This is a genomic window from Halomonas nitroreducens (assembly GCF_003966155.1).
GTDB lineage: Bacteria > Pseudomonadota > Gammaproteobacteria > Pseudomonadales > Halomonadaceae > Halomonas > Halomonas nitroreducens.
Genome location: NZ_RXNS01000003.1, coordinates 162,990 through 181,751, shown reverse-complemented (window position 1 = coordinate 181,751; position 18,762 = coordinate 162,990). Strand labels below are relative to the sequence as shown.

Genomic DNA, 18,762 nt, shown 5'->3' with positions numbered 1-18,762 from the left:
TGTGGCATGCTGCCTTCCAGCTTCCAGCTTCCAGCTTCCAGCTTCCAGCTTCCAGCTTCCAGCTTCCAGCTTACCGCTCGCCCAGAGGGTCGAGCCCGGCCTCGCGCAGCAGCGCACAGAGCCGGATCAGCGGCAGGCCGACCAGGGTGTTGGGGTCGTCCCCCTCGAGTCGCTCGAACAGGCTGATGCCGAGCCCTTCCATATGGAAGCTGCCGGCGGCGTCCAGGGGGCGCTCCCGGGCCACGTAGCGGGCGATCTCGTCGTCGCCGAGGCGACGGAAGACCACGTCGTAGCGCTCGTGGCAGACCCGGTGGCTGGCGTGACGCGTGTCGATCAGCGCCAGCCCGGTCAAGAAGCTGACCCGGCGCCCCGAGAAGCGGGCCAGCTGGGTGCGGGCGGCGGCCTCGTCGGCGGGCTTGCCGAGCGTCTCGCCGTCGAAGACCGCCACCTGGTCGGAGCCGATGATCAGGTGGTCCGGCCAGCTGTCGGCCAGTCGCTCGGCCTTGGCCAGGGACAGGCGATGCACCAGGGCCTGGGGGGATTCCCCGGGGCGCGACGTCTCGTCGATGTCGGGGCTGTCCCAGGCATAGGGAATCGCCAGCCGGTCGAGCAGCTGGCGGCGGAAGCGGGAGCTCGAAGCGAGCACCAGGCGTGGCATGGGAGGTCCTCCTGGGGATGGTCGAACGCTGCTGTGGCGAGGGCGCAACCCTGCGCCCCGCGGGCATTGTAACCTCGAATCAAGGTGGCTTTGACAGGGGCAGGGGGAGTGCCTATCATTGCGCGCCTATGTTGACCTCACGACTCCCTGGCAGGGTCGAGCCTTACAAGCTCGCCGCGCATGCCGAACATCTCGAAGGCCTGGTTGCGCTGGCCGACCTGCCGCGGCTCGCCGAGGAGGTCGGGGCGCAGCAGGGTGATGCCCGGGTATGGCTGGACTTCACCATCGATGCCCAGGGGCGTCGAGTGATCAGCGGTCATCTCGAGGCCGAGCTGCAGCTGCCCTGTCGCCGCTGCCTCTCGCCCATGGCTCAGGATGTCGCCAGCGACTTCCTGTTGGGCATGGTCACCAGCGATGCCTTGGCGGCCGATCTGCCGAGCACCCACGAGCCGGTGCTGGTGGAACACGACCAGCTGAACCTGCTGGGAGTGGTGGAGGATGAGCTCATCCTCAGCCTGCCCCAGGTGGTTTACCACGACGAGGCCGATTGCGCGGTCTCGCGCGACCAGCTGAGCAGTGGGGCGGGCTCCGACGCGTCGGACGCGCCCTCCAAGAGTCCCTTCGATGTGCTCAAGCACCTCAAGGGCAAAACCTGATACTCATCGATTCACTCTGGAGTGATTTCTCATGGCAGTTCAACAGAACCGCAAGACCCGTTCCAAGCGTGGCATGCGTCGCAGCCACGACGCCCTGACCGGCCCGGCGCTGTCCCAGGACAAGGAGACTGGCACCACTCACCTGCGTCACCATGTCTCTCCGGACGGCTTCTATCGCGGTCGCAAGGTCGTCGACGCCTGAGGCGACGGCGCCCCCTTTGCCGTGACGCCTGCCGCTGATATGCGGATAGCCGTGGATGCCATGGGCGGGGATCTGGGTCCCCGCGCCACCGTGGTAGGTGCTGCCAGTGCCGTCATGGCCGACCCCGATCTCGAGATCCGGCTGTTCGGCCCTGCCCGCCAGCTGGACGAGGAGATCTCCCGGCTGCCGCGGCCACTGGCCGCGGCGTCGTCGCATCTGTGGATCGAGGATGCCCCAGCCGTGGTGCGCGAGGACCAGCGTCCCGCCCAGGCCCTGCGCCATGGCCGAGACACCAGCATGGCTGCCATGCTCGACTGCCTCGCCGCAGGCGGGGCCGAGGCCGGGGTCAGCGCCGGCAATACCGGTGCCCTCATGGCCCTGGCCCGGCGCGCGCTGGGGACGGTCGGCGGCGTGCCGCGTCCGGCGATCAGCACGGCCATCCCGACCCGCGAGGAGGGGCGTTGCTATCTGCTCGACCTCGGCGCCAACGTCGACGTCGAAGCGGCCCGTCTGGTCGACTTCGCCCTGATGGGCGAGGTCATGGCGCGTCATGTCGACGGCCTCGCCCGACCGCGGGTTGCCCTGCTCAACGTCGGGGTGGAGGGCACCAAGGGGACCGCCAGCGTGCAGCGCGCGGACGAGGTGCTGCGGCGGCTCCCCGGCATGCATTACGTCGGCTTCATCGAGGGTGACGGTATCTTCTCCGGCGAGGTCGACGTCGTGGTCTGCGACGGCTTCGTCGGCAACGCCGTGCTCAAGGCCAGCGAGGGGCTGGCGCGGATGCTGGTGCGTCGGGTGCAGGCGACCTTCGAGGCCCACTGGTCCAGCCGGCTGGTCGGCCTGCTGGCCAGGCCCGCCCTGGCGCGCCTGCGCCGGGAGCTGGACCCGGTGCGCTATAACGGCGCCAGCCTGCTGGGGCTGGCGGGTATCGTCGTCAAGAGCCACGGCAGTGCCGATGCGGCAGGGTTCCACTTTGCGGTGGCGCGAGCGGTGCAGGAGGTACGCCATGGCCTGCCGGACCGGCTCGCCATGGAGCTCGACCACCGGCGGTCCGCCGTCGACTCGGCCGTCGTCGATGACCGAGTCGACAGCGGATCCAGGATCATTGCCCCGAGCGTCACGGACGTGGCCGGGGACGATGCAAGCCAACAAGAGTAAAGGTGATCGACATGACACAACCCCTTGCCCTCATCTTCCCCGGGCAGGGCTCCCAGCAGGTCGGCATGCTGCGCGAGCTGGCGGAACGCTACAGCGTGGTGGGCGCGACCTTCGAGGAGGCCGCCGATGCGCTGGGCTATGACCTCTGGCAGGTGGTCCAGGAAGGTCCCGCCGAGTCGCTCAATGCCACGGCCTGTACCCAGCCGGCGTTGCTGACGGCCAGCGTGGCGATATGGCGCGTCTGGCAGGAGCTCGAGGGGCCGCGCCCCGGGGCCATGGCCGGGCACAGTCTGGGCGAATATAGCGCCATGGTCTGTGCTGGTGCCTTGACCTTCGCCGACGGGGTACGGCTGGTCAAGCTGCGCGGCGAGGCGATGCAGGCGGCCGTGCCCATGGGCGAGGGCGCCATGGCCGCCATCCTCGGCCTCGACGATGCCGCCGTGGAGCAGGCCTGCGCCCAGGCCGCCCAAGGCGACGTGGTGGCCGCGGTCAACTACAATGCCCCCGGGCAGGTGGTCATCGCCGGCAGCAAGGCTGCCGTGGAGCGCGCCATCGGCGCCTGCCAGGAGGCCGGGGCCAAGCGCGCCATGCCGCTGCCGGTGTCGGTGCCATCCCATTGCGATCTGATGCGCCCGGCGGCCGAACGCCTGGCCGAGGCCATGGACCGTATCGAGCTGCGCGCGCCACGCTACACCGTGTTTCAGAATGTCGACGCCGAGGCTCATGCCGACGTCGAGACGCTGCGCACGCGCCTGATCGAGCAGCTCTACCAGCCGGTGCGCTGGACCTCGTGCATCGAGGCGATGTCTGCCCAGGGGGCCGAGGTATTCATCGAGTGTGGGCCGGGCAAGGTGCTCACCGGGCTCAACAAGCGTATTGCCCGGGGCAGCCGGGGGCTGGCGGTCAACGACCCCGACAGCCTCTCGGCGGCTCTGGAGCTGGCCCGTGAAGCGGCCGGCCAGTCACCGTCGGCCAACGGCTGACCCATCTCCTGGACGAGAACGGAAGAGATCATGACAACCGAGCGTAGAGTCGCCCTGATCACCGGGGCCAGTCGCGGCATCGGCCGCGCCATCGCCCATGAGCTGGGGCGCCAGGGGCGCATCGTGATCGGCACGGCCACCAGCGATGCCGGCGCCGAGCGCATCGATGCCGACCTCAAGGCCCAGGGAATCGAGGGAGCGGGGCGCCGCCTGGACGTCACCGACCAGGCCAGCGTGGACGCGCTGGTCAAGGCCATCGGCGAGGAGTTCGGTGCGCCGACCATCGTGGTCAACAATGCCGGTATCACCCGCGACAACCTGCTCATGCGCATGAAGGAAGACGAGTGGGATGCGGTCATGGACGCCAACCTGAAATCGGTCTACCGGGTCAGCAAGGCCTGCCTGCGGGGCATGACCAGGGCCCGTTTCGGCCGGGTCGTGTCGATCAGCTCGGTGGTGGCGACCATGGGTAACCTGGGCCAGACCAACTACGCGGCGGCCAAGGCCGGCATGGAAGGCTTCACTCGGGCGCTGGCCCGCGAGGTGGCGTCCCGCGCCATCACCGTCAATGCGGTGGCGCCGGGGTTCATCGCCACCGACATGACCGAGTCCCTGCCGGAGGATCAGCGCCAGGCCCTGCTCGGCCAGATCCCGCTGTCGCGGCTTGGTCAGCCCGAGGAGATCGCCGCTGCCGTGGGCTTCCTGACGAGCGAGGCAGCCGGCTATATCACCGGCGAAACACTGCACGTCAATGGCGGCATGAACATGCGGTAATGCCGCGTCATGCGGCGGTTGCGTCGACCCTGAGCGGTCTATAAACTACCCCGCAGCTTATGGCTTGCGGATTTGAAACGGCTGGTCATCAGAACGGCTAACGTGAACGACTGGAGTACGTCATAATGAGCACCATCGAAGAGCGCGTGAAGAAGGTTGTGGCCGAGCGCCTGAACGTCAAGGAAGAAGACATCCAGAACTCTTCTTCATTCACCGAAGACCTCGGCGCCGATTCCCTGGATACCGTCGAGCTGGTGATGGCGCTCGAGGAGGAATTCGACACCGAAATTCCCGACGAGGAAGCCGAGAAGATCACCACCGTTCAGGAAGCCATCGACTACGTCAACACCCACCAGTAAGGGTGCCTGACACCGCTTGCTGAGGTGTATCCGGGGCAGCGAGCCCCGGTGAGAGCCGTCCTGCCGCGCAGGGCGGCTCTCGTGCTATGGGGCTGTCCTTCGTCGGTCACAGCGAGGGTAGACTCGGGTATAATGCGCGCAACGAAGGCCCTGAGAGGGTCGTGTCACTACGGATGTCTGGAGGAAAGCTGATGGCTCGTAGAAGGGTTGTAGTGACCGGGCTGGGCCTGGTCACGCCAGTGGGGAACACCGTCGATGAGTGCTGGGGCAACATTCTGGCCGGCAAGAGCGGTATCGCCCCCATCGAGCACTTCGATGCCAGTGGCTTCAATACCCGTTTCGGTGGCTCGGTGAAGGATTTCGACATCAGCCCCTACCTGAACCCCAAGGATGCCAGGAAGATGGACCTGTTCATCCAATACGGGGTAGCGGCCGGTGCCCAGGCCATCAGCGATGCCGGCATCGAGTGCACCCAGGACAACGCCCATCGCATCGGCGTGGCCATCGGTTCCGGCATCGGTGGCCTGCCGATGATCGAGCACAACCACAATGCCCTGCAGAAGGGCGGCGCGCGGCGCATCTCGCCGTTCTTCGTGCCGGGCTCGATCATCAACATGATCTCGGGCAACCTGGCCATCCAGCATGGCTTTTGCGGGCCCAACATCGCCATCACCACGGCCTGCACCACGGGCACCCACAATATCGGCTACAGCGCCCGGACCATCGCCTACGGTGACGCCGACGTCATGGTCTGCGGTGGCGCCGAGATGGCCACCACCCCGCTGGGTCTGGGCGGCTTCTCCGCGGCGCGGGCGCTGTCCACGCGCAACGACGATCCCGCGGCGGCCAGCCGTCCCTGGGACCGTGACCGCGACGGCTTCGTGCTCTCCGACGGGGCCGGCGTGATGGTCCTGGAGGAACTCGAGCACGCCCGGGCGCGGGGCGCGACCATCTACGCCGAGCTCACCGGCTTCGGCATGAGTGACGACGCCTACCACATGACCGCACCGCCGGAAGACGGCCGGGGCGCCGCCATGTCCATGAGCAATGCCATCCGCGATGCCGGTCTCGATCCGTCGGCCGTGGACTACATCAATGCCCACGGCACTTCCACGCCGGCCGGCGACCTCGCCGAGAGCCGCGCGGTCGAGCGGGTCCTGGGCGACGCTGCCCGGGACGTGGCGGTGAGTTCCACCAAGTCGATGATCGGCCACCTGCTGGGGGCGGCCGGGGCCGTCGAGGCGGTCTTCAGCGTGCTGGCCATCCGTGACCAGGTGGCGCCGCCGACCATCAACCTCGACAACCCCCAGGAAGGCTGCGTGCTGGACTACGTGCCCCACACCGCCCGGGAGATGAAGATCGACGTCAGCCTGTCGAACTCCTTCGGCTTCGGTGGCACCAACGGCACCCTGGTCTTCTCCAGGGTGTGAGCGGGACGCCGGCACAGCCCGTGCCCGGCGAGGGCGTCCCCCTCGACGACCGGGGACTGGCCTACGGTGACGGCCTCTTCGAGACCGTGCTGGTGCGCGACGGCGTGCCGCTGCTGTGGGAGCAGCACCTTGCCCGGCTGGCGCGGGGCGGCGAGGCGCTGGGCATTCCCTTGCCGGCCCGGGCGACCCTCGAGGCCCTGCCGGCCCGCGCCGGCGAGGGCCTTGCCGTGCTCAAGCTGGTATTGACCCGCGGCAGCGGCGGGCGGGGCTACCTGCCCCCCGAGGCGCCGACGCCCCGTCTGCGCTGGCAGGCTGCACCCTTCTCGCCCTCGTTGTCCCGCTGGCGGGGCGTGGCGATCCGCCACTGCCATCTCTCCCTGGCGATCCAGCCGCGCCTCGCGGGCCTGAAGCATCTCAATCGCCTGGAAAACGTGCTGGCCCGGGCCGAGTGGTCCGATCCCCGGATCGCCGAGGGGCTGCTCTGCGATGCCGAGGGAAGACTGGTGGAGGCCACCTGCATGAACCTCTTCTGGTGGCGCGAGGGGCGCTGGGAAACCCCCCGCCTGCACCGCTGCGGGGTGGCCGGGACCCTGCGCGAGGCGCTGCTGACCCGCCTGGACATCCGCGAGGTGGACGCTTCCCCCGAGGTGCTGGCGAGCAGCGAGGCCGTGTGCCTGGGCAACTCCGTACAGGGGGTCTGGCCGCTGACCCGCCTCGAGGATGCCGAGGGGCGCCCGCTGGCCCGCTGGTCGCCGGGCGTCCGCCACCGGGCCTTCCAGGCCGAGGCCCACGGGCTGCTGGGCTACCCGCGCCATGCGGGCGATTCAACCGAGTGAACGAGGACAACGCATGCCCCGTGTGATCAAGCTCCTGCCGCTGCTGGTGATCCTGCTGGCACTGGCCCTGGGCGGGGGATACCGCTACTGGGAGACCCGGCTCGAGGCTCCGCTGGACATCGCCTCGCCGACCCTCTACGAGGTGCCGGCCGGGGCGGGCTTCCACCGGGTGATCGCCGATCTCGCTGCGCAAGGCATCATCGCCGACGACTGGGCCTATCGCCTGCTGATCCGGCTCGAGCCCGGGGCGGTGCCCGACCTGCATCCGGGGGAGTACCGCCTGACCCCGGGGATGACCGGCCGGGAGATGCTCGGGCTGCTGGACCGCCACGAGGTGGTCACTTACCCGTTGACGGTGCCCGAGGGCTGGACCTTCGCTCAGATGCGCGCGGCACTCGACGAGGCGGTGAAGCTCGAGCACCGCACCCGCGGGCTGAGCGACGCCGAGGTGATGGCGATGCTGGGCCGCGAGGGCAAGCACCCCGAGGGGCGCTTCTTCCCGGATACCTATCGTTACCGCAAGGGCGTCAGTGACCTCGAGATCCTGGACCAGGCGATGAGGCGCATGGACGCCATGCTCGAGGAGGCCTGGGCCGGGCGCGACGAGGGGTTGCCCATCGAGACCCCCTATGAGGCGTTGATCCTGGCATCCCTGGTGGAGCGCGAGACCGGGGTGCCCGAGGAGCGCCGGCGCATCGCCGGAGTCTTCGTGCGGCGTCTCGAGCGAGGCATGCGGCTGCAGACCGATCCCACCGTGATCTACGGCATGGGGGACGACTACGACGGCAATATCACTCGCGCCGACCTGCGGGCGGCCACGCCCTACAACACCTACGTGATCGACGGCCTGCCCCCCACGCCCATCGCCCTGCCGGGGCGGGCCGCCCTGGAGGCGGCCGTGTCGCCGGCCGAGGGCAAGGCGCTCTACTTCGTGGCCCGGGGCGACGGCTCCCACCACTTCTCCCGCTCGCTGCGCGAGCACAACAACGCCGTCAATCGCTACATTCGAAATCGTTAAGACATTCATCCAGCATCGGGAAGCCAGCATGTCGAGCCGCGGACGTTTCATCACCCTGGAAGGGGGCGAAGGGGTGGGCAAGTCCACCAACCTGGCCTGGGTCGCCGACCATCTGATGGATCGCGGCCTCGAGGTAGTACGCACTCGGGAGCCGGGCGGCACGCCCCGGGCCGAGGCCATCCGCCAGCTGCTGCTCGACCCCGCCGATGACGAGCCGCTGGACGTTGACGCCGAGCTGCTGCTGGTATTCGCCGCCCGGGCCCAGCACCTGGCCCGGGTAGTGTGCCCGGCGCTGGCCCGCGGCGCCTGGGTGGTCTGCGACCGTTTCACCGATGCCACCTTCGCCTACCAGGGAGGTGGCCGGGGCATCCCGGCCAGGCGCATCGCCGAACTCGAGTCCTTCGTCCAGCAGGGACTCCAGCCGGACCTGACGCTGTTGCTGGACATGCCCATGGAGGCCGCCCAGCGGCGCCTGGAGGGCCGTCTCGGCCGCGACGGCGGCGCCCGGGATCGTTTCGAGCGCGAACGGGGCGAGTTCTTCCAAGCCGTGCGCCGGGCCTACCTGGCGCGGGCCGCCGAGGATCCCCATCGCATCGCCGTGGTCGATGCCGACCGCCCCCTGGGGCAGGTGCAGGCCGAGCTGTCACGGCTACTCGATAACTGCCTGGAGAGCTGGCGATGAGCGAGGCGCGCCCGCTGCCCTGGCTGGCGCCACGCTGGCGCAAGCTGGTGCGCCTGGCCGATGCCGGGCGCCTGCCCCATGCCCTGCTGTTCTCGGGTCCCCATGGCGTCGGCAAGCCCTCGCTGGCCGAGGCACTGATCGCCCGCACCCTGTGTGCCGCGCCCGGCGAGTTCGCCTGCGGCCGCTGCCATGCCTGCCAGATGCTGGCCTCCGGCTACCATCCCGACCTGCTGCGGGTCGCCCCGGAGGAGGGCAAGCGGCAGATCCGCATCGCCCCGATCCGCGAGGTCAACGGCTTCGTCGCCCAGACCGCCCAGCAGGGCGGCTATCGGGTGATTGTCATCAGCCCTGCGGAGGCCATGAACGTGGCCGCCTCCAACGCCCTGCTGAAGAGCCTGGAGGAGCCCGGCGGGCGGACCCTCTTCCTGCTGCTCTCGGATATTCCCTCGCACCTGCTGCCGACCATCCGCTCTCGCTGCCAGCACTGGAGCCTGGCGCCCCCCGCCGAGGCCGACTGCCTGGACTGGCTTGCCGAACGCCTCGGCGGCGAGGAGGAGGCGCGCTTCTGGCTCCAGGCCGCCGGCGGTCTGCCGCTGCGTGCACTGGAGCTCGCCGAGCCGGATGCCCGGGGGCTGCGCCAGCAGCTGCACGAGACCTTCGACGCCCTGGTCCGTGGGGCCGAGCCGGTGGCCGAGGCCGCCCGCCTGGATCGCCAGTCCATCGATGCGATCCTGTGGTACGGTATCGCCTGGCTCGAGGACCTGATTCGCCTGGGCCTGTCCGGGGCTGCCGAGGAGTTGCGCAATCCCGACCTGCTGCCGCTGTATCGCCAGGCGGTCAAGAATGGCCGGGTCCGCGACTGGTTCCGGCTCTTGGACTATGCTCGCGAACAACGACGCCTGCTGGCCGAGGGCGGCAACCCCAACCCTCAGCTGGTTCTCGAGGCTTGGCTGGTCCGCTGGTCCGCGTTGCTGCGTTCTTGACGAAGGAGGCCACATGGCCGCACAGAAAGCCCTGTCCCTGACCATCCAGGATATCCCGACCCTGCTCTCGGCCTATATGCCGGCACTGGAGCGTGGTGGCATCTTCGTGCCCACCCGGGAGCGCTACGAGCTCGGCCAGGAGGTCTTCCTGCTGCTGACCCTGCCCGACGAGACCGAGCGGGTCCCGGTGACCGGCCGCGTCGTGTGGGTCTCTCCGGAGGGCGTCTCGGGTCGCCGGGTGCCGGGCATCGGTATCCATTTCAGTGCCGAGGACCAGGGCGTGCGCGACCATATCGAGAACCTGCTGGCCGGCCAGCTGGACAAGGGCACCGCGACCTACACCCTCTGAAGAGGGAAGAGGGAAGAGGGAAGAGGGAAGAGGGAAGAGGGAAGAGGGAAGGAGACAGGCTGTATGCTTGTCTTCCCTCTTACTAGCGGCGTAGCCGCGTTCTTCCCTCTGTCTTCTTGTATCGTGATCCAACCCACAGCCGAAGATTCGCATGTTCATCGATTCCCATTGCCATCTCGATCGCCTCGATCCCCGCACCCATGGCGGCGATGTCGCCGCAGCCCTGGACGCCGCCCGGGCCCGCGACGTGCGCCAGTTCCTGGCTATCGCCGTTACCCTGGAGGAGGTGCCGGGGCTCGCCGACCTGGCCCGAGGTCACGACGACGTGGTGATCTCGGCCGGGGTCCACCCCCTCCATCAGGTCCCCGAGGAGCCCAGCGTGGCGGCCATCAAGGACTGCGCCGAGCGCTTCGGGGCGGTGGCCATCGGTGAGACCGGCCTCGACTACCACTACACGGGCGTGTCCCGGGAGGTCCAGCACGAGCGCTTCCGCCGTCACCTGATCGCGGCCACCGAACTCGAGCTGCCGGTGATCATCCATACCCGGGAGGCTCGGGAGGATACCCTGGCACTGATCCGCAAGCATGTGGATCCCCGCGTGGGAGGGGTGCTGCACTGCTTCACCGAGGACCTGGACATGGCCCGCGAAGCGGTCGCCCACGGCTTCTACATCTCGCTGTCGGGCATCGTCACCTTCCGCAACGCCAGCGCGATCCGTGCACTGGCCCGGCGCCTGCCGCTGGATCGCCTGCTGATCGAGACCGACAGCCCCTACCTGGCTCCGGTGCCGCACCGTGGCAAGCCCAATGAGCCGGCCTGGGTGGTCGAGGTGGCCGAGTGCATCGCCGCCGAACGGGCCATCAGCGTCGAGGAGGTGGCCATGCAGACCACCGCCAACTTCTACCACCTGTTCCGGGCCGCCGCCCCGGAGGCGCCGGCCGAGATCCGCGAGACCCTGGCCAAGGCCGGCCTGGTGGGCTAGCGGCGTGCGTCACACGCGAGGAGGGCAGCATGAACCTGGAGACCCTGCTGGCCGGCATCGAGCCGGAGGGCGAGATTCCCCCGCTGGAGCGCTGGGCGCCCGAGGGGGTCGGCGAGATGGACCTCCTGATTGCCGCTGACGGGCGCTGGATCCACGAGGGCGGCGTGATCAGCCGGCCACGCCTGGTGCGCCTGCTCTCCACCATCCTGCGCCGCGAAGCCGATGGTGACTACTACCTGGTGACTCCCGTGGAGAAGCAGCGCATTCGCGTCGAGGATCATCCGTTCGTCATCGTCGATGCCGAACCGGACACTCACGGCGACTGGTGGCTCACCACCAATGTCGGCGACAGGCTGCGCCTCGACGAGGCCCGTTGCCTGACCGTCACGACCACGCCGCGTGGCGAAGCGGTGCCCGAGGTGCCGGTCCGCTTCGGTCTCGCCGCGCGCCTGGGACGCAACGTCTTCTACCGCCTGGCCGACCTCGCCGAACGGCGCGGCGAGACGCTCGGGCTGACCAGCGGCGGCGCCTGGCAACCGCTGGGGCGGCTGGATGACGCGGCGTCATGAGGCTGACGCCGGAACAGCGGGCCGTGGTCGGCCATCGGGGCGGCCATGCCCGGGTGGCGGCCGTGGCCGGGGCGGGCAAGACCACCACCATGGTGTCCCGGGTCCTGGACCTGCTCGAGCAGGGCGTGTCACCGAGCCGGATCCTGGTGCTGATGTTCAACCGCTCCGCCCGGGAGGACTTCCAGGCCCGGCTGACGACCATGGCCCCGGCCGGCCAGCCGCTGCCGGACGTGCGTACCTTCCACTCCCTCGGGCATCGCCTGTCCGGGAGCCTGACCCGTTGGGGGGCGCTCGCCCCGCGGCAGCTGCTGACCGCCGACTGGCAGTTGGAGCGCCTGCTGCGTCATGCCACCCAGCGGGCCCTGCAGGACCTGCCCGAGCCCGGCGAGGCGGCACTGGAGGCCGAGAAGCTGGAGGCCCTGGCCCACTTCTGCGGGCTGGTAAAGGCGGAGATGGCGAGTCCCGCCGAGCTCTACGCCCGGCTCGACTTCGGCGAGGATACCGAGCACTTCGTCGCCGCCTTCGAGCACGCCGAGATCCTGCTGGCCGAGCAGGGCCTGATGACCTACTCGGATCTGCTGTACCGGCCGCTGCTGGCGCTGGAGGCCGATCCGGCGCTGCGGGGCCGGGTCCAGGGCTTCCTGGACCACGTCATCATCGACGAGTACCAGGACATCAACCAGGCCCAGCAGCGCCTGCTGGCCGTGCTCGCCGGCGGGCAGGCGGCGGTGATGGCGGTGGGCGACGCCAACCAGTGCATCTACGAGTGGCGTGGGGCGCATCCCGACACCATGCTCGAGAACTTCACCGCCACCTTCGGCGAGGCGCGGGACTATCCATTGTCCACCACCTTCCGCCACGGTCATGCCCTGGCGCTGGCCGCCAACCACGCCATCGCCGCCAACCGGCGGCGCCCCGACCAGCTCTGCCTGGCAGCGCCCGACAACCCGGCCACCCGGCTGGCGGTGGGGCAGGGGACCCAGGGGCTGCTTGGCGAGCTCGCCGACTGGCAGCGCCAGGGCCGGCAACTCGACGAGGCCTGCCTGCTGGTACGCAGCTGGGCCCTGTCGGTGCCACTGCAGCTGGCCCTGCTTCGCGAGGGGGTGCCCTTCCGGCTTTCCCGGGAGGACCGCTTCGTGTTTCGCCTGCCTCTGGTGGAGGCCCTGGCGGGTTACCTGATGCTGGCACTGGATGCCGGCCTGCTGCAGGATCCCGGCCACCTGCTGACCCTGCTCGCCCAGCCCACCCCCTTCGTCGCCCGGGAGCGGTTGGCGGCGCTGGCCACCCGCCTGGCCGAGACCCAGCGCTGGCCGGAGCGTCACGACCCCCTGCTGAGCAGCCTGAAGCCACACCAGCGGCGGACCCTGAAGCGTCGCTGGGCGCTGCTCTGCGAATTGCCACGGCATGCCGGCTGGGCGCCCGCCCGCCTGCTCGAGCACGTGATCGAGAGCGTGGAGGCGGAGAAGGTCCTCAAGCGCGCCGCCGCACGACGCGACAAGGGCGAGGAAGACGTGCGCCTGCTCGATGTGCTGGTCGAGCAGGCCGAAGAGGCACCGGACCTGGCGGCCTTCATCGAGCTGCTGCGCCGGCCGGTGCAGAACCGCGATGACGGGGTGCTGATCACCACGGTGCATGGCGCCAAGGGCCTGGAGTGGCCGCTGGTGGTGCTGGCGGGCCTCAACGAGGAGGACTTCCCCCACTACACCCGGGACAATCCCCTGACGCTCGCGCGCCTCGAGGAGGAGCGGCGACTGTTCTACGTGGCCATCACGCGGGCCCGGGAGCGGCTGGCCATGCTGCATGACGGCGGCGACCACCGTCCCAGCCGCTTTCTCGACGAGACCGCCTGGCAGGATGGCCTGCGTGTCGCCGAGCACCTGGCGGGGGAGGGCGAGGCCCCGCTGGCCGTCGCGCATCCGACCCTGGTGCACCGCTATGTCGTGGCCCTGGGGCGGCCGCTGCCCATCGAGGCCGCGGCGCCGACGCCCCGGGTCGCTGAGGCGGCCGACTATCGGGTCGGCCAGCGCCTGACCCATGCCGTGTTCGGCGAGGGCGAGATCAGCGTGGTGGAGGGCGACCCGGACAACCCCGTGATCGAGGTGCGGTTCCGCCAGGCCGGCCGACGCCGGCTGATCGCCCGGCGGGCGCCCATCGAACTGCTGGAAGGAGTACGTGCATGAGCAGGGTACTGATCGAGGCCAGCGAGCTGGCCAGGGCCCTCCAGGGAGCCACCCCGCCCGTGGTACTGGACTGCCGGGCGCGGCTGGGCGACCCTGATGCCGGCGACAGGCTGTGGCGCGAGGGCCATGTGCCCGGCAGCCTGCACCTGGACCTCGACCGGGACCTGGCCGCGCCGGCCGGGGCGGGTGGTCGTCACCCGCTGCCCGAGCCGGCGGCCTTTACCGCGATCCTTCAGCGGCTGGGTATCGTCCCCGGGCGTGTGGTGGTGGTCTACGACGACCAGGGTGGCCAGCTGGCCGCGGCCCGGGCCTGGTGGATGCTGGCCTGCTGGGCCGGCCATCCCGGGGTGCGCGTGCTCGACGGTGGCCTGCGGGCCTGGCAGGACGTCGGCGGCGAGCTGCCGCTGGGTCGCGAACCAGCGCCGCGTCCGAGCGACTGGACGCCGGCCTACCGCGACGCCGTCCGGGTCGAGGCCGACGAGGTGTTCTCCGGTCGCGCCCTGAAGATGGATGCCCGCTCCCGGGAGCGCTTCCGCGGCGAGGCCGAGCCCGTGGACCCGGTGGCAGGGCATATCCCCGGGGCCGTGTGTCGTCCCAGTGCCGACAACCTCGACGAGAGGGGCCGCTTCAAGGCGCCCGACGTGCTCGAGGCCGAGCTGCCCCAAGGCGAGGCCGTCATCGCCTACTGCGGCTCCGGGGTCACCGCCTGTCACGACATTCTCGCCTATGCTGTCGCCGGCCGGCCCCTGCCGCGCCTGTATGCCGGTTCCTGGAGCGAATGGATCCGCGACCCCGCCCGGCCCGTCGCCACCGGCGATTGAGCCCGGAAGCCATAAGCTGGAAGAGCGCCGCTTCGCGGCTGGAAGCTTGAAGCTGGAAGAAAAAACCGCCCCAGGCGCTTGCCGTGGGGCGGTTTCATTTATGTTGCGAGCTTCGAGCTTCGAGCTTCGAGCTTCGAGCTTCGAGCTTCGAGCTTCGAGCTTCGAGCTTCGAGCTTCGAGCTTCGAGCTTCCGCGTCGGGCGACGCCCGACGCGGGCCGTTTACATATTCGGGTAGTTGGGTCCACCCCCGCCTTCCGGCGCCACCCAGGTGATGTTCTGGGCCGGGTCCTTGATGTCGCAGGTCTTGCAGTGGATGCAGTTCTGGAAGTTGATCTGGAACCTGGGATTGCCGGCGTCGTCCTCGATCACCTCATACACGCCCACCGGGCAGTAACGCTGGGCTGGCTCGTCGTAGTCCGGCAGGTTGTCACGGATCGGCAGGTCCGGGTCGGTCAGCCTGAGGTGGCAGGGCTGGTCCTCCTCGTGGTTGGTGTTGGACAGGAACACCGAGGAGGGCTTGTCGAAGGACAGCTTGCCGTCGGGTTTGGGGTAGTCGATCTTCTCGCACTCGGCCGCCTTCTTGAGGGTCGCGTGGTCCGGCACGGTATCGTGCAGGGTCGGCAGCTTGCCGCCGACGAGCTGGTCGAGGAAATTGTAGGCGCCGCCGCCCATGGTGCCGTACTTGTGGATCGCCGGGCCGAAGCTGCGGCTCTCGTCGAGCTCCTGGTAGGCCCAGCTGGCCTGCCACTTGCCCTCGAAGGCGGTGAGCTCCGCGCCGCCCTCGTCGCCGGCCGCGATGGCCTCGAAGACGCTCTCGGCGGCCACCATGCCGGACTTCATGGCGGTGTGCAGGCCCTTGATCTTGGCGAAGTTGAGGGTGCCGGCGTCGCAGCCGATCAACAGGCCGCCGGGGAAGGTCATCTTCGGCAGGCAGTTGAGGCCGCCCTTGGCGATGGCCCGGGCGCCGTAGGCGACTCGCGAGCCGCCCTCCAGGTGCTGCTTGAGCACCGGATGGTGCTTCATGCGCTGGAACTCGTCGAAGGGCGACAGCCAGGGATTCTGGTAGGAGAGGTCCATGATCAGGCCGACCACCACCTGCGAGTTCTCCGCATGGTAGAGGAACCAGCCGCCGTGGGTGGCCTTGTCCAGGGGCCAGCCGGAGCCGTGCAGCACCAGGCCGGGTTCGTGCTTGTCGGCGGGGATGTCCCACAGCTCCTTGAGGCCGATGCCGTAGTGCTGCGGGTCCTTGCCGGCCGCCAGGTCGAAGCGCTCGATCAGCCGCTTGCCCAGGTGGCCCCGGGCGCCCTCGGCGAACAGGGTGTACTTGGCGCGCAGTTCCATGCCCGGCATGTAGCCATCCTTGGGTTGGCCATCGGCGCCCACGCCCATGTCGCCCACGATGATCCCCCGAACCACCTCATCCTCGATGATCACCTCCTGGGCGGCGAAGCCGGGGAAGACCTCCACGCCGAGCGCCTCGGCCTGCTCGGCCAGCCAGCGGCACAGGTTGCCGGCGCTGATCACGTAGCGCGTGATGTCCCCGCCGGTGTTGTGCATGGTCCTGGGCACCAGCGCATTGGGCAGCTTCTGGGCCTTCTCGGCATCCTTGAGCAGGTAGAGCTCGTCGCGCACGGCCGGTGTGGTCAGGGGCGCGCCGCGCTCCTGCCAGTCGGGGAAGAGTTCCTGGAGGGCGCGAGGCTCGAAGACCGCCCCGGAGAGGATATGGGCGCCCACCTCGGAGCCCTTCTCGACCACGCACACGGTCAGCTCCCGCTCGGCCTCGCTCGCCTGCTGCATCAGGCGACAGGCTGCCGAGAGGCCGGCGGGCCCGGCGCCGACGATGACCACGTCGAAGTCCATGGAGTCGCGCTCTACTTGTTCAGTCATCGGATGTGTCTCCTCCCACGGCGACGACGCCCGGGTCCCGGGGGTACCACTAACGTCGATAGGTTTTAAAACGGTCGTTTGCTTCTAGCCATGACCCATGATAGGCATAATATCGTCAAAGGGTCACCCCTTACGATGGGCGGAGGCGCCGAGGGAGCCGTTTTCCCGGCATGGCGAGGATTGTTGTGATTGCCCGGGCTGTGGCACATTAGAGGGGTTTTTCGGTGCGGCGCCTATCAAACGCTTGCATGAAACAAATAAGAGCATGTCGGTAGGTTCTAAGAGGGCCGGGAATCGCGCCGCGGTGCCGTGATACCCGTTTCCGTCACCCAAGGTTCCGAAACTGAACCAAGCGAGGACAACATGAAGGTACTCGTCGCGGTCAAACGCGTCATCGACTACAACGTCAAGATCCGGGTCAAGCCGGATAACTCCGATGTCGATCTCACCAACGTCAAGATGGCCATGAATCCCTTCTGCGAGATCGCCGTGGAGGAAGCGGTGCGGCTCAAGGAGCGAGGCGTGGCGACCGAGGTGGTCGCGGTCACCGTGGGGCCCAAGGCCGCCCAGGAGCAGTTGCGCACCGCCCTGGCATTGGGCGCCGACCGCGCCATTCACGTCCAGACCGACGAGCGCGTCGAGTCCCTGGGCGCCGCCAAGGCGCTGGCCAAGGTGGTCGAGGAGGAGCAGCCGGAGCTGGTGATCCTCGGCAAGCAGGCCATCGACAGCGACAACAACCAGACCGGCCAGATGCTCGCCGCCCTGACCGGTCGCGCCCAGGGGACCTTCGCCTCCGCGGTCGAGGTCGAGGGCGACGCCCTCAAGGTCACTCGCGAGATCGACGGCGGCCTGCAGACCGTGTCCCTGGCGCTGCCGGCCATCGTCACCACCGACCTGCGCCTGAACGAGCCGCGCTATGCCAAGCTGCCCGACATCATGAAGGCCAAGAAGAAGCCGCTGGACGTCAAGACCCCGGAGGAGCTGGGCGTCGAGGTGGCGTCGAGGCTCAAGCTGGTCAGGGTCGAGCCGCCGGCCGAGCGCCAGGGTGGCGTCAAGGTGGGCTCCGTGGACGAGCTCGTGGACAAACTCAAGAACGAAGCCAAGGTGATCTCATGAGCATTCTGGTCCTTGCCGAACATCACGACGGTCAACTGGCCGGTGCCACCGCCCACGTGGTCGCGGCGGCCCAGCAGATCGGCGGCGACATCGATGTCCTGGTGGCGGGCGAGAACGTCGGCGCCATCGCCGAGGCGGCCGCCAAGCTTGACGGCGTGAGCCGGGTGCGCGTCGCCGACGCCGCCGTCTACGCCCACCAGCTGGCCGAGCCCATGGGCGAGCTGCTGGCCGGGCTGGCCGACGACTACAGCCACGTGCTGGCGGTGGCCTCCACCACCGGCAAGAACGTCATGCCGCGGCTGGCGGCGCTCAAGGACGTGGCGCAGCTCTCCGAGATCATCGCGGTGGAGAGCGCCGACACCTTCAAGCGGCCGATCTATGCCGGCAACGCCATCGCCACCGTGCAGAGCGAGGATGCCCTGAAGGTGGTCACCGTGCGCGCCACCGCCTTCGACGCCGTGGGCGAGACCGGCAGTGCCGGCGTCGAGGCGGTGGAGGCCGTGGTCGACAACGCCCTGTCGAGCTTCGTCGGCGAGGAGCTGGCCGAGAGCGACCGGCCCGAGCTGGGCGCCGCCAAGGTGGTGGTCTCCGGCGGCCGTGGCATGGGCAGCGGCGACAACTTCAAGCTGCTGGAGGGCATCGCCGACAAGCTGGGGGCGGCCATCGGTGCCTCGCGCGCCGCGGTGGACGCCGGCTTCGTGCCCAACGACATGCAGGTCGGCCAGACCGGCAAGATCGTCGCCCCGGAACTCTACATCGCCGTGGGCATCAGCGGGGCCATCCAGCACCTGGCGGGCATGAAGGACTCCAAGGTGATCGTGGCGATCAACAAGGACGAAGAGGCCCCGATCTTCCAGGTCGCGGACTATGGCCTGGTGGGCGACCTGTTCGAGATCCTGCCGGAGCTCGAGAGCAAGCTCTAGACGCTCGAGGGCAGAAGGGCTGGTCGCCCCGCTGGCGTTCCCGAGGAGCGATGGTCTCCTCGGCGAGTCGTTCGCGTCCCAGCCAGGGCTCGAAATCAAGCACAAGCCAGCCTCACGTTCGGCCGACAGACAGGGCCGGCCTCCCTCGCGGAGGCCGGCCCTGTGCCGTTTGGGCCGCCTTGAGCCGCGGTAGCG

The 18,762-nt window shown here is 69.2% G+C and carries 20 protein-coding genes; 18 read left to right on the top strand and 2 right to left on the bottom strand.

What is annotated here, in order from left to right:
• Window positions 1-70: 70 nt before the first annotated feature.
• Window positions 71-658: a Maf family protein gene (locus tag EKG36_RS04570; protein ID WP_126481482.1), complete on the bottom strand. Its 588-nt coding sequence runs from the start codon at window positions 656-658 to the stop codon at window positions 71-73.
• Between the two features lie 128 nt (window positions 659-786).
• Here EKG36_RS04570 and EKG36_RS04565 point away from each other — a divergent pair, with 128 nt between their 5' ends.
• From EKG36_RS04565 to EKG36_RS04490, 16 genes are all read left to right on the top strand, one after another.
• A complete protein-coding gene (locus tag EKG36_RS04565) occupies window positions 787-1,314 on the top strand; it encodes a YceD family protein (RefSeq protein WP_126481480.1) in 528 nt (175 codons plus the stop codon).
• Window positions 1,315-1,345: 31 nt separating this feature from the next.
• Entirely contained in the window at window positions 1,346-1,516 is a 171-nt protein-coding gene (gene rpmF / locus EKG36_RS04560) for a 50S ribosomal protein L32 (RefSeq protein WP_126481478.1), read from the top strand.
• Between the two features lie 39 nt (window positions 1,517-1,555).
• Window positions 1,556-2,674 (top strand): phosphate acyltransferase PlsX, encoded by a 1,119-nt coding sequence (gene plsX / locus EKG36_RS04555; protein ID WP_126481476.1) that lies wholly within the window; start codon window positions 1,556-1,558, stop codon window positions 2,672-2,674.
• An 11-nt stretch (window positions 2,675-2,685) separates the two neighbouring features.
• A complete protein-coding gene (gene fabD, locus EKG36_RS04550) occupies window positions 2,686-3,657 on the top strand; it encodes an ACP S-malonyltransferase (RefSeq protein WP_126481474.1) in 972 nt (323 codons plus the stop codon).
• A 30-nt stretch (window positions 3,658-3,687) separates the two neighbouring features.
• Window positions 3,688-4,431, top strand: coding sequence for a 3-oxoacyl-ACP reductase FabG (fabG, locus tag EKG36_RS04545; protein ID WP_126481472.1), 744 nt, complete (start codon window positions 3,688-3,690; stop codon window positions 4,429-4,431).
• 125 nt (window positions 4,432-4,556) lie between these two features.
• On the top strand, window positions 4,557-4,790 hold the full coding sequence (acpP, locus tag EKG36_RS04540; protein WP_083005609.1) for an acyl carrier protein: 234 nt from the start codon (window positions 4,557-4,559) through the stop codon (window positions 4,788-4,790).
• A 191-nt stretch (window positions 4,791-4,981) separates the two neighbouring features.
• On the top strand, window positions 4,982-6,220 hold the full coding sequence (fabF, locus tag EKG36_RS04535) for a beta-ketoacyl-ACP synthase II (protein ID WP_126481471.1): 1,239 nt from the start codon (window positions 4,982-4,984) through the stop codon (window positions 6,218-6,220).
• A gap of 20 nt (window positions 6,221-6,240) precedes the next feature.
• The gene (pabC, locus tag EKG36_RS04530) at window positions 6,241-7,056 is read left to right on the top strand and encodes an aminodeoxychorismate lyase (RefSeq protein WP_126481468.1); all 816 of its coding nucleotides are present in this window, start codon (window positions 6,241-6,243) and stop codon (window positions 7,054-7,056) included.
• Between the two features lie 13 nt (window positions 7,057-7,069).
• On the top strand, window positions 7,070-8,074 hold the full coding sequence (gene mltG, locus EKG36_RS04525) for an endolytic transglycosylase MltG (protein WP_126481466.1): 1,005 nt from the start codon (window positions 7,070-7,072) through the stop codon (window positions 8,072-8,074).
• Between the two features lie 28 nt (window positions 8,075-8,102).
• Window positions 8,103-8,756: a dTMP kinase gene (gene tmk, locus EKG36_RS04520; RefSeq protein ID WP_126481465.1), complete on the top strand. Its 654-nt coding sequence runs from the start codon at window positions 8,103-8,105 to the stop codon at window positions 8,754-8,756.
• Window positions 8,753-9,739 (top strand): DNA polymerase III subunit delta', encoded by a 987-nt coding sequence (locus EKG36_RS04515; protein WP_126481463.1) that lies wholly within the window; start codon window positions 8,753-8,755, stop codon window positions 9,737-9,739. Before tmk ends, EKG36_RS04515 begins: the two co-directional genes overlap by 4 nt.
• Before the next feature lie 13 nt (window positions 9,740-9,752).
• Entirely contained in the window at window positions 9,753-10,088 is a 336-nt protein-coding gene (locus EKG36_RS04510; protein WP_126481461.1) for a PilZ domain-containing protein, read from the top strand.
• Between the two features lie 151 nt (window positions 10,089-10,239).
• On the top strand, window positions 10,240-11,070 hold the full coding sequence (locus EKG36_RS04505) for a TatD family hydrolase (RefSeq protein ID WP_126481459.1): 831 nt from the start codon (window positions 10,240-10,242) through the stop codon (window positions 11,068-11,070).
• A gap of 29 nt (window positions 11,071-11,099) precedes the next feature.
• Window positions 11,100-11,639: a DUF1285 domain-containing protein gene (locus EKG36_RS04500; protein WP_126481457.1), complete on the top strand. Its 540-nt coding sequence runs from the start codon at window positions 11,100-11,102 to the stop codon at window positions 11,637-11,639.
• Window positions 11,636-13,819 carry an ATP-dependent helicase gene (locus tag EKG36_RS04495; protein ID WP_126481455.1) on the top strand — a complete coding sequence of 728 codons (2,184 nt, stop codon included), beginning with the start codon at window positions 11,636-11,638 and terminating at the stop codon, window positions 13,817-13,819. The genes EKG36_RS04500 and EKG36_RS04495 overlap by 4 nt, the downstream gene beginning before the upstream one ends.
• Entirely contained in the window at window positions 13,816-14,640 is an 825-nt protein-coding gene (locus EKG36_RS04490) for a sulfurtransferase (RefSeq protein WP_126481453.1), read from the top strand. The genes EKG36_RS04495 and EKG36_RS04490 overlap by 4 nt, the downstream gene beginning before the upstream one ends.
• Window positions 14,641-14,860: 220 nt before the next feature.
• Here EKG36_RS04490 and EKG36_RS04485 read toward each other — a convergent pair whose 3' ends face one another.
• The gene (locus EKG36_RS04485; protein ID WP_126481451.1) at window positions 14,861-16,528 is read right to left on the bottom strand and encodes an electron transfer flavoprotein-ubiquinone oxidoreductase; all 1,668 of its coding nucleotides are present in this window, start codon (window positions 16,526-16,528) and stop codon (window positions 14,861-14,863) included.
• A 363-nt stretch (window positions 16,529-16,891) separates the two neighbouring features.
• Between EKG36_RS04485 and EKG36_RS04480 the strand changes: the two genes are divergently transcribed.
• Complete coding sequence (locus EKG36_RS04480) at window positions 16,892-17,644, top strand: electron transfer flavoprotein subunit beta/FixA family protein (RefSeq protein ID WP_126481449.1); 753 nt, start codon at window positions 16,892-16,894, stop codon at window positions 17,642-17,644.
• Window positions 17,641-18,567, top strand: coding sequence for an electron transfer flavoprotein subunit alpha/FixB family protein (locus EKG36_RS04475; protein ID WP_126481447.1), 927 nt, complete (start codon window positions 17,641-17,643; stop codon window positions 18,565-18,567). The genes EKG36_RS04480 and EKG36_RS04475 overlap by 4 nt, the downstream gene beginning before the upstream one ends.
• Window positions 18,568-18,762: the final 195 nt, after the last annotated feature.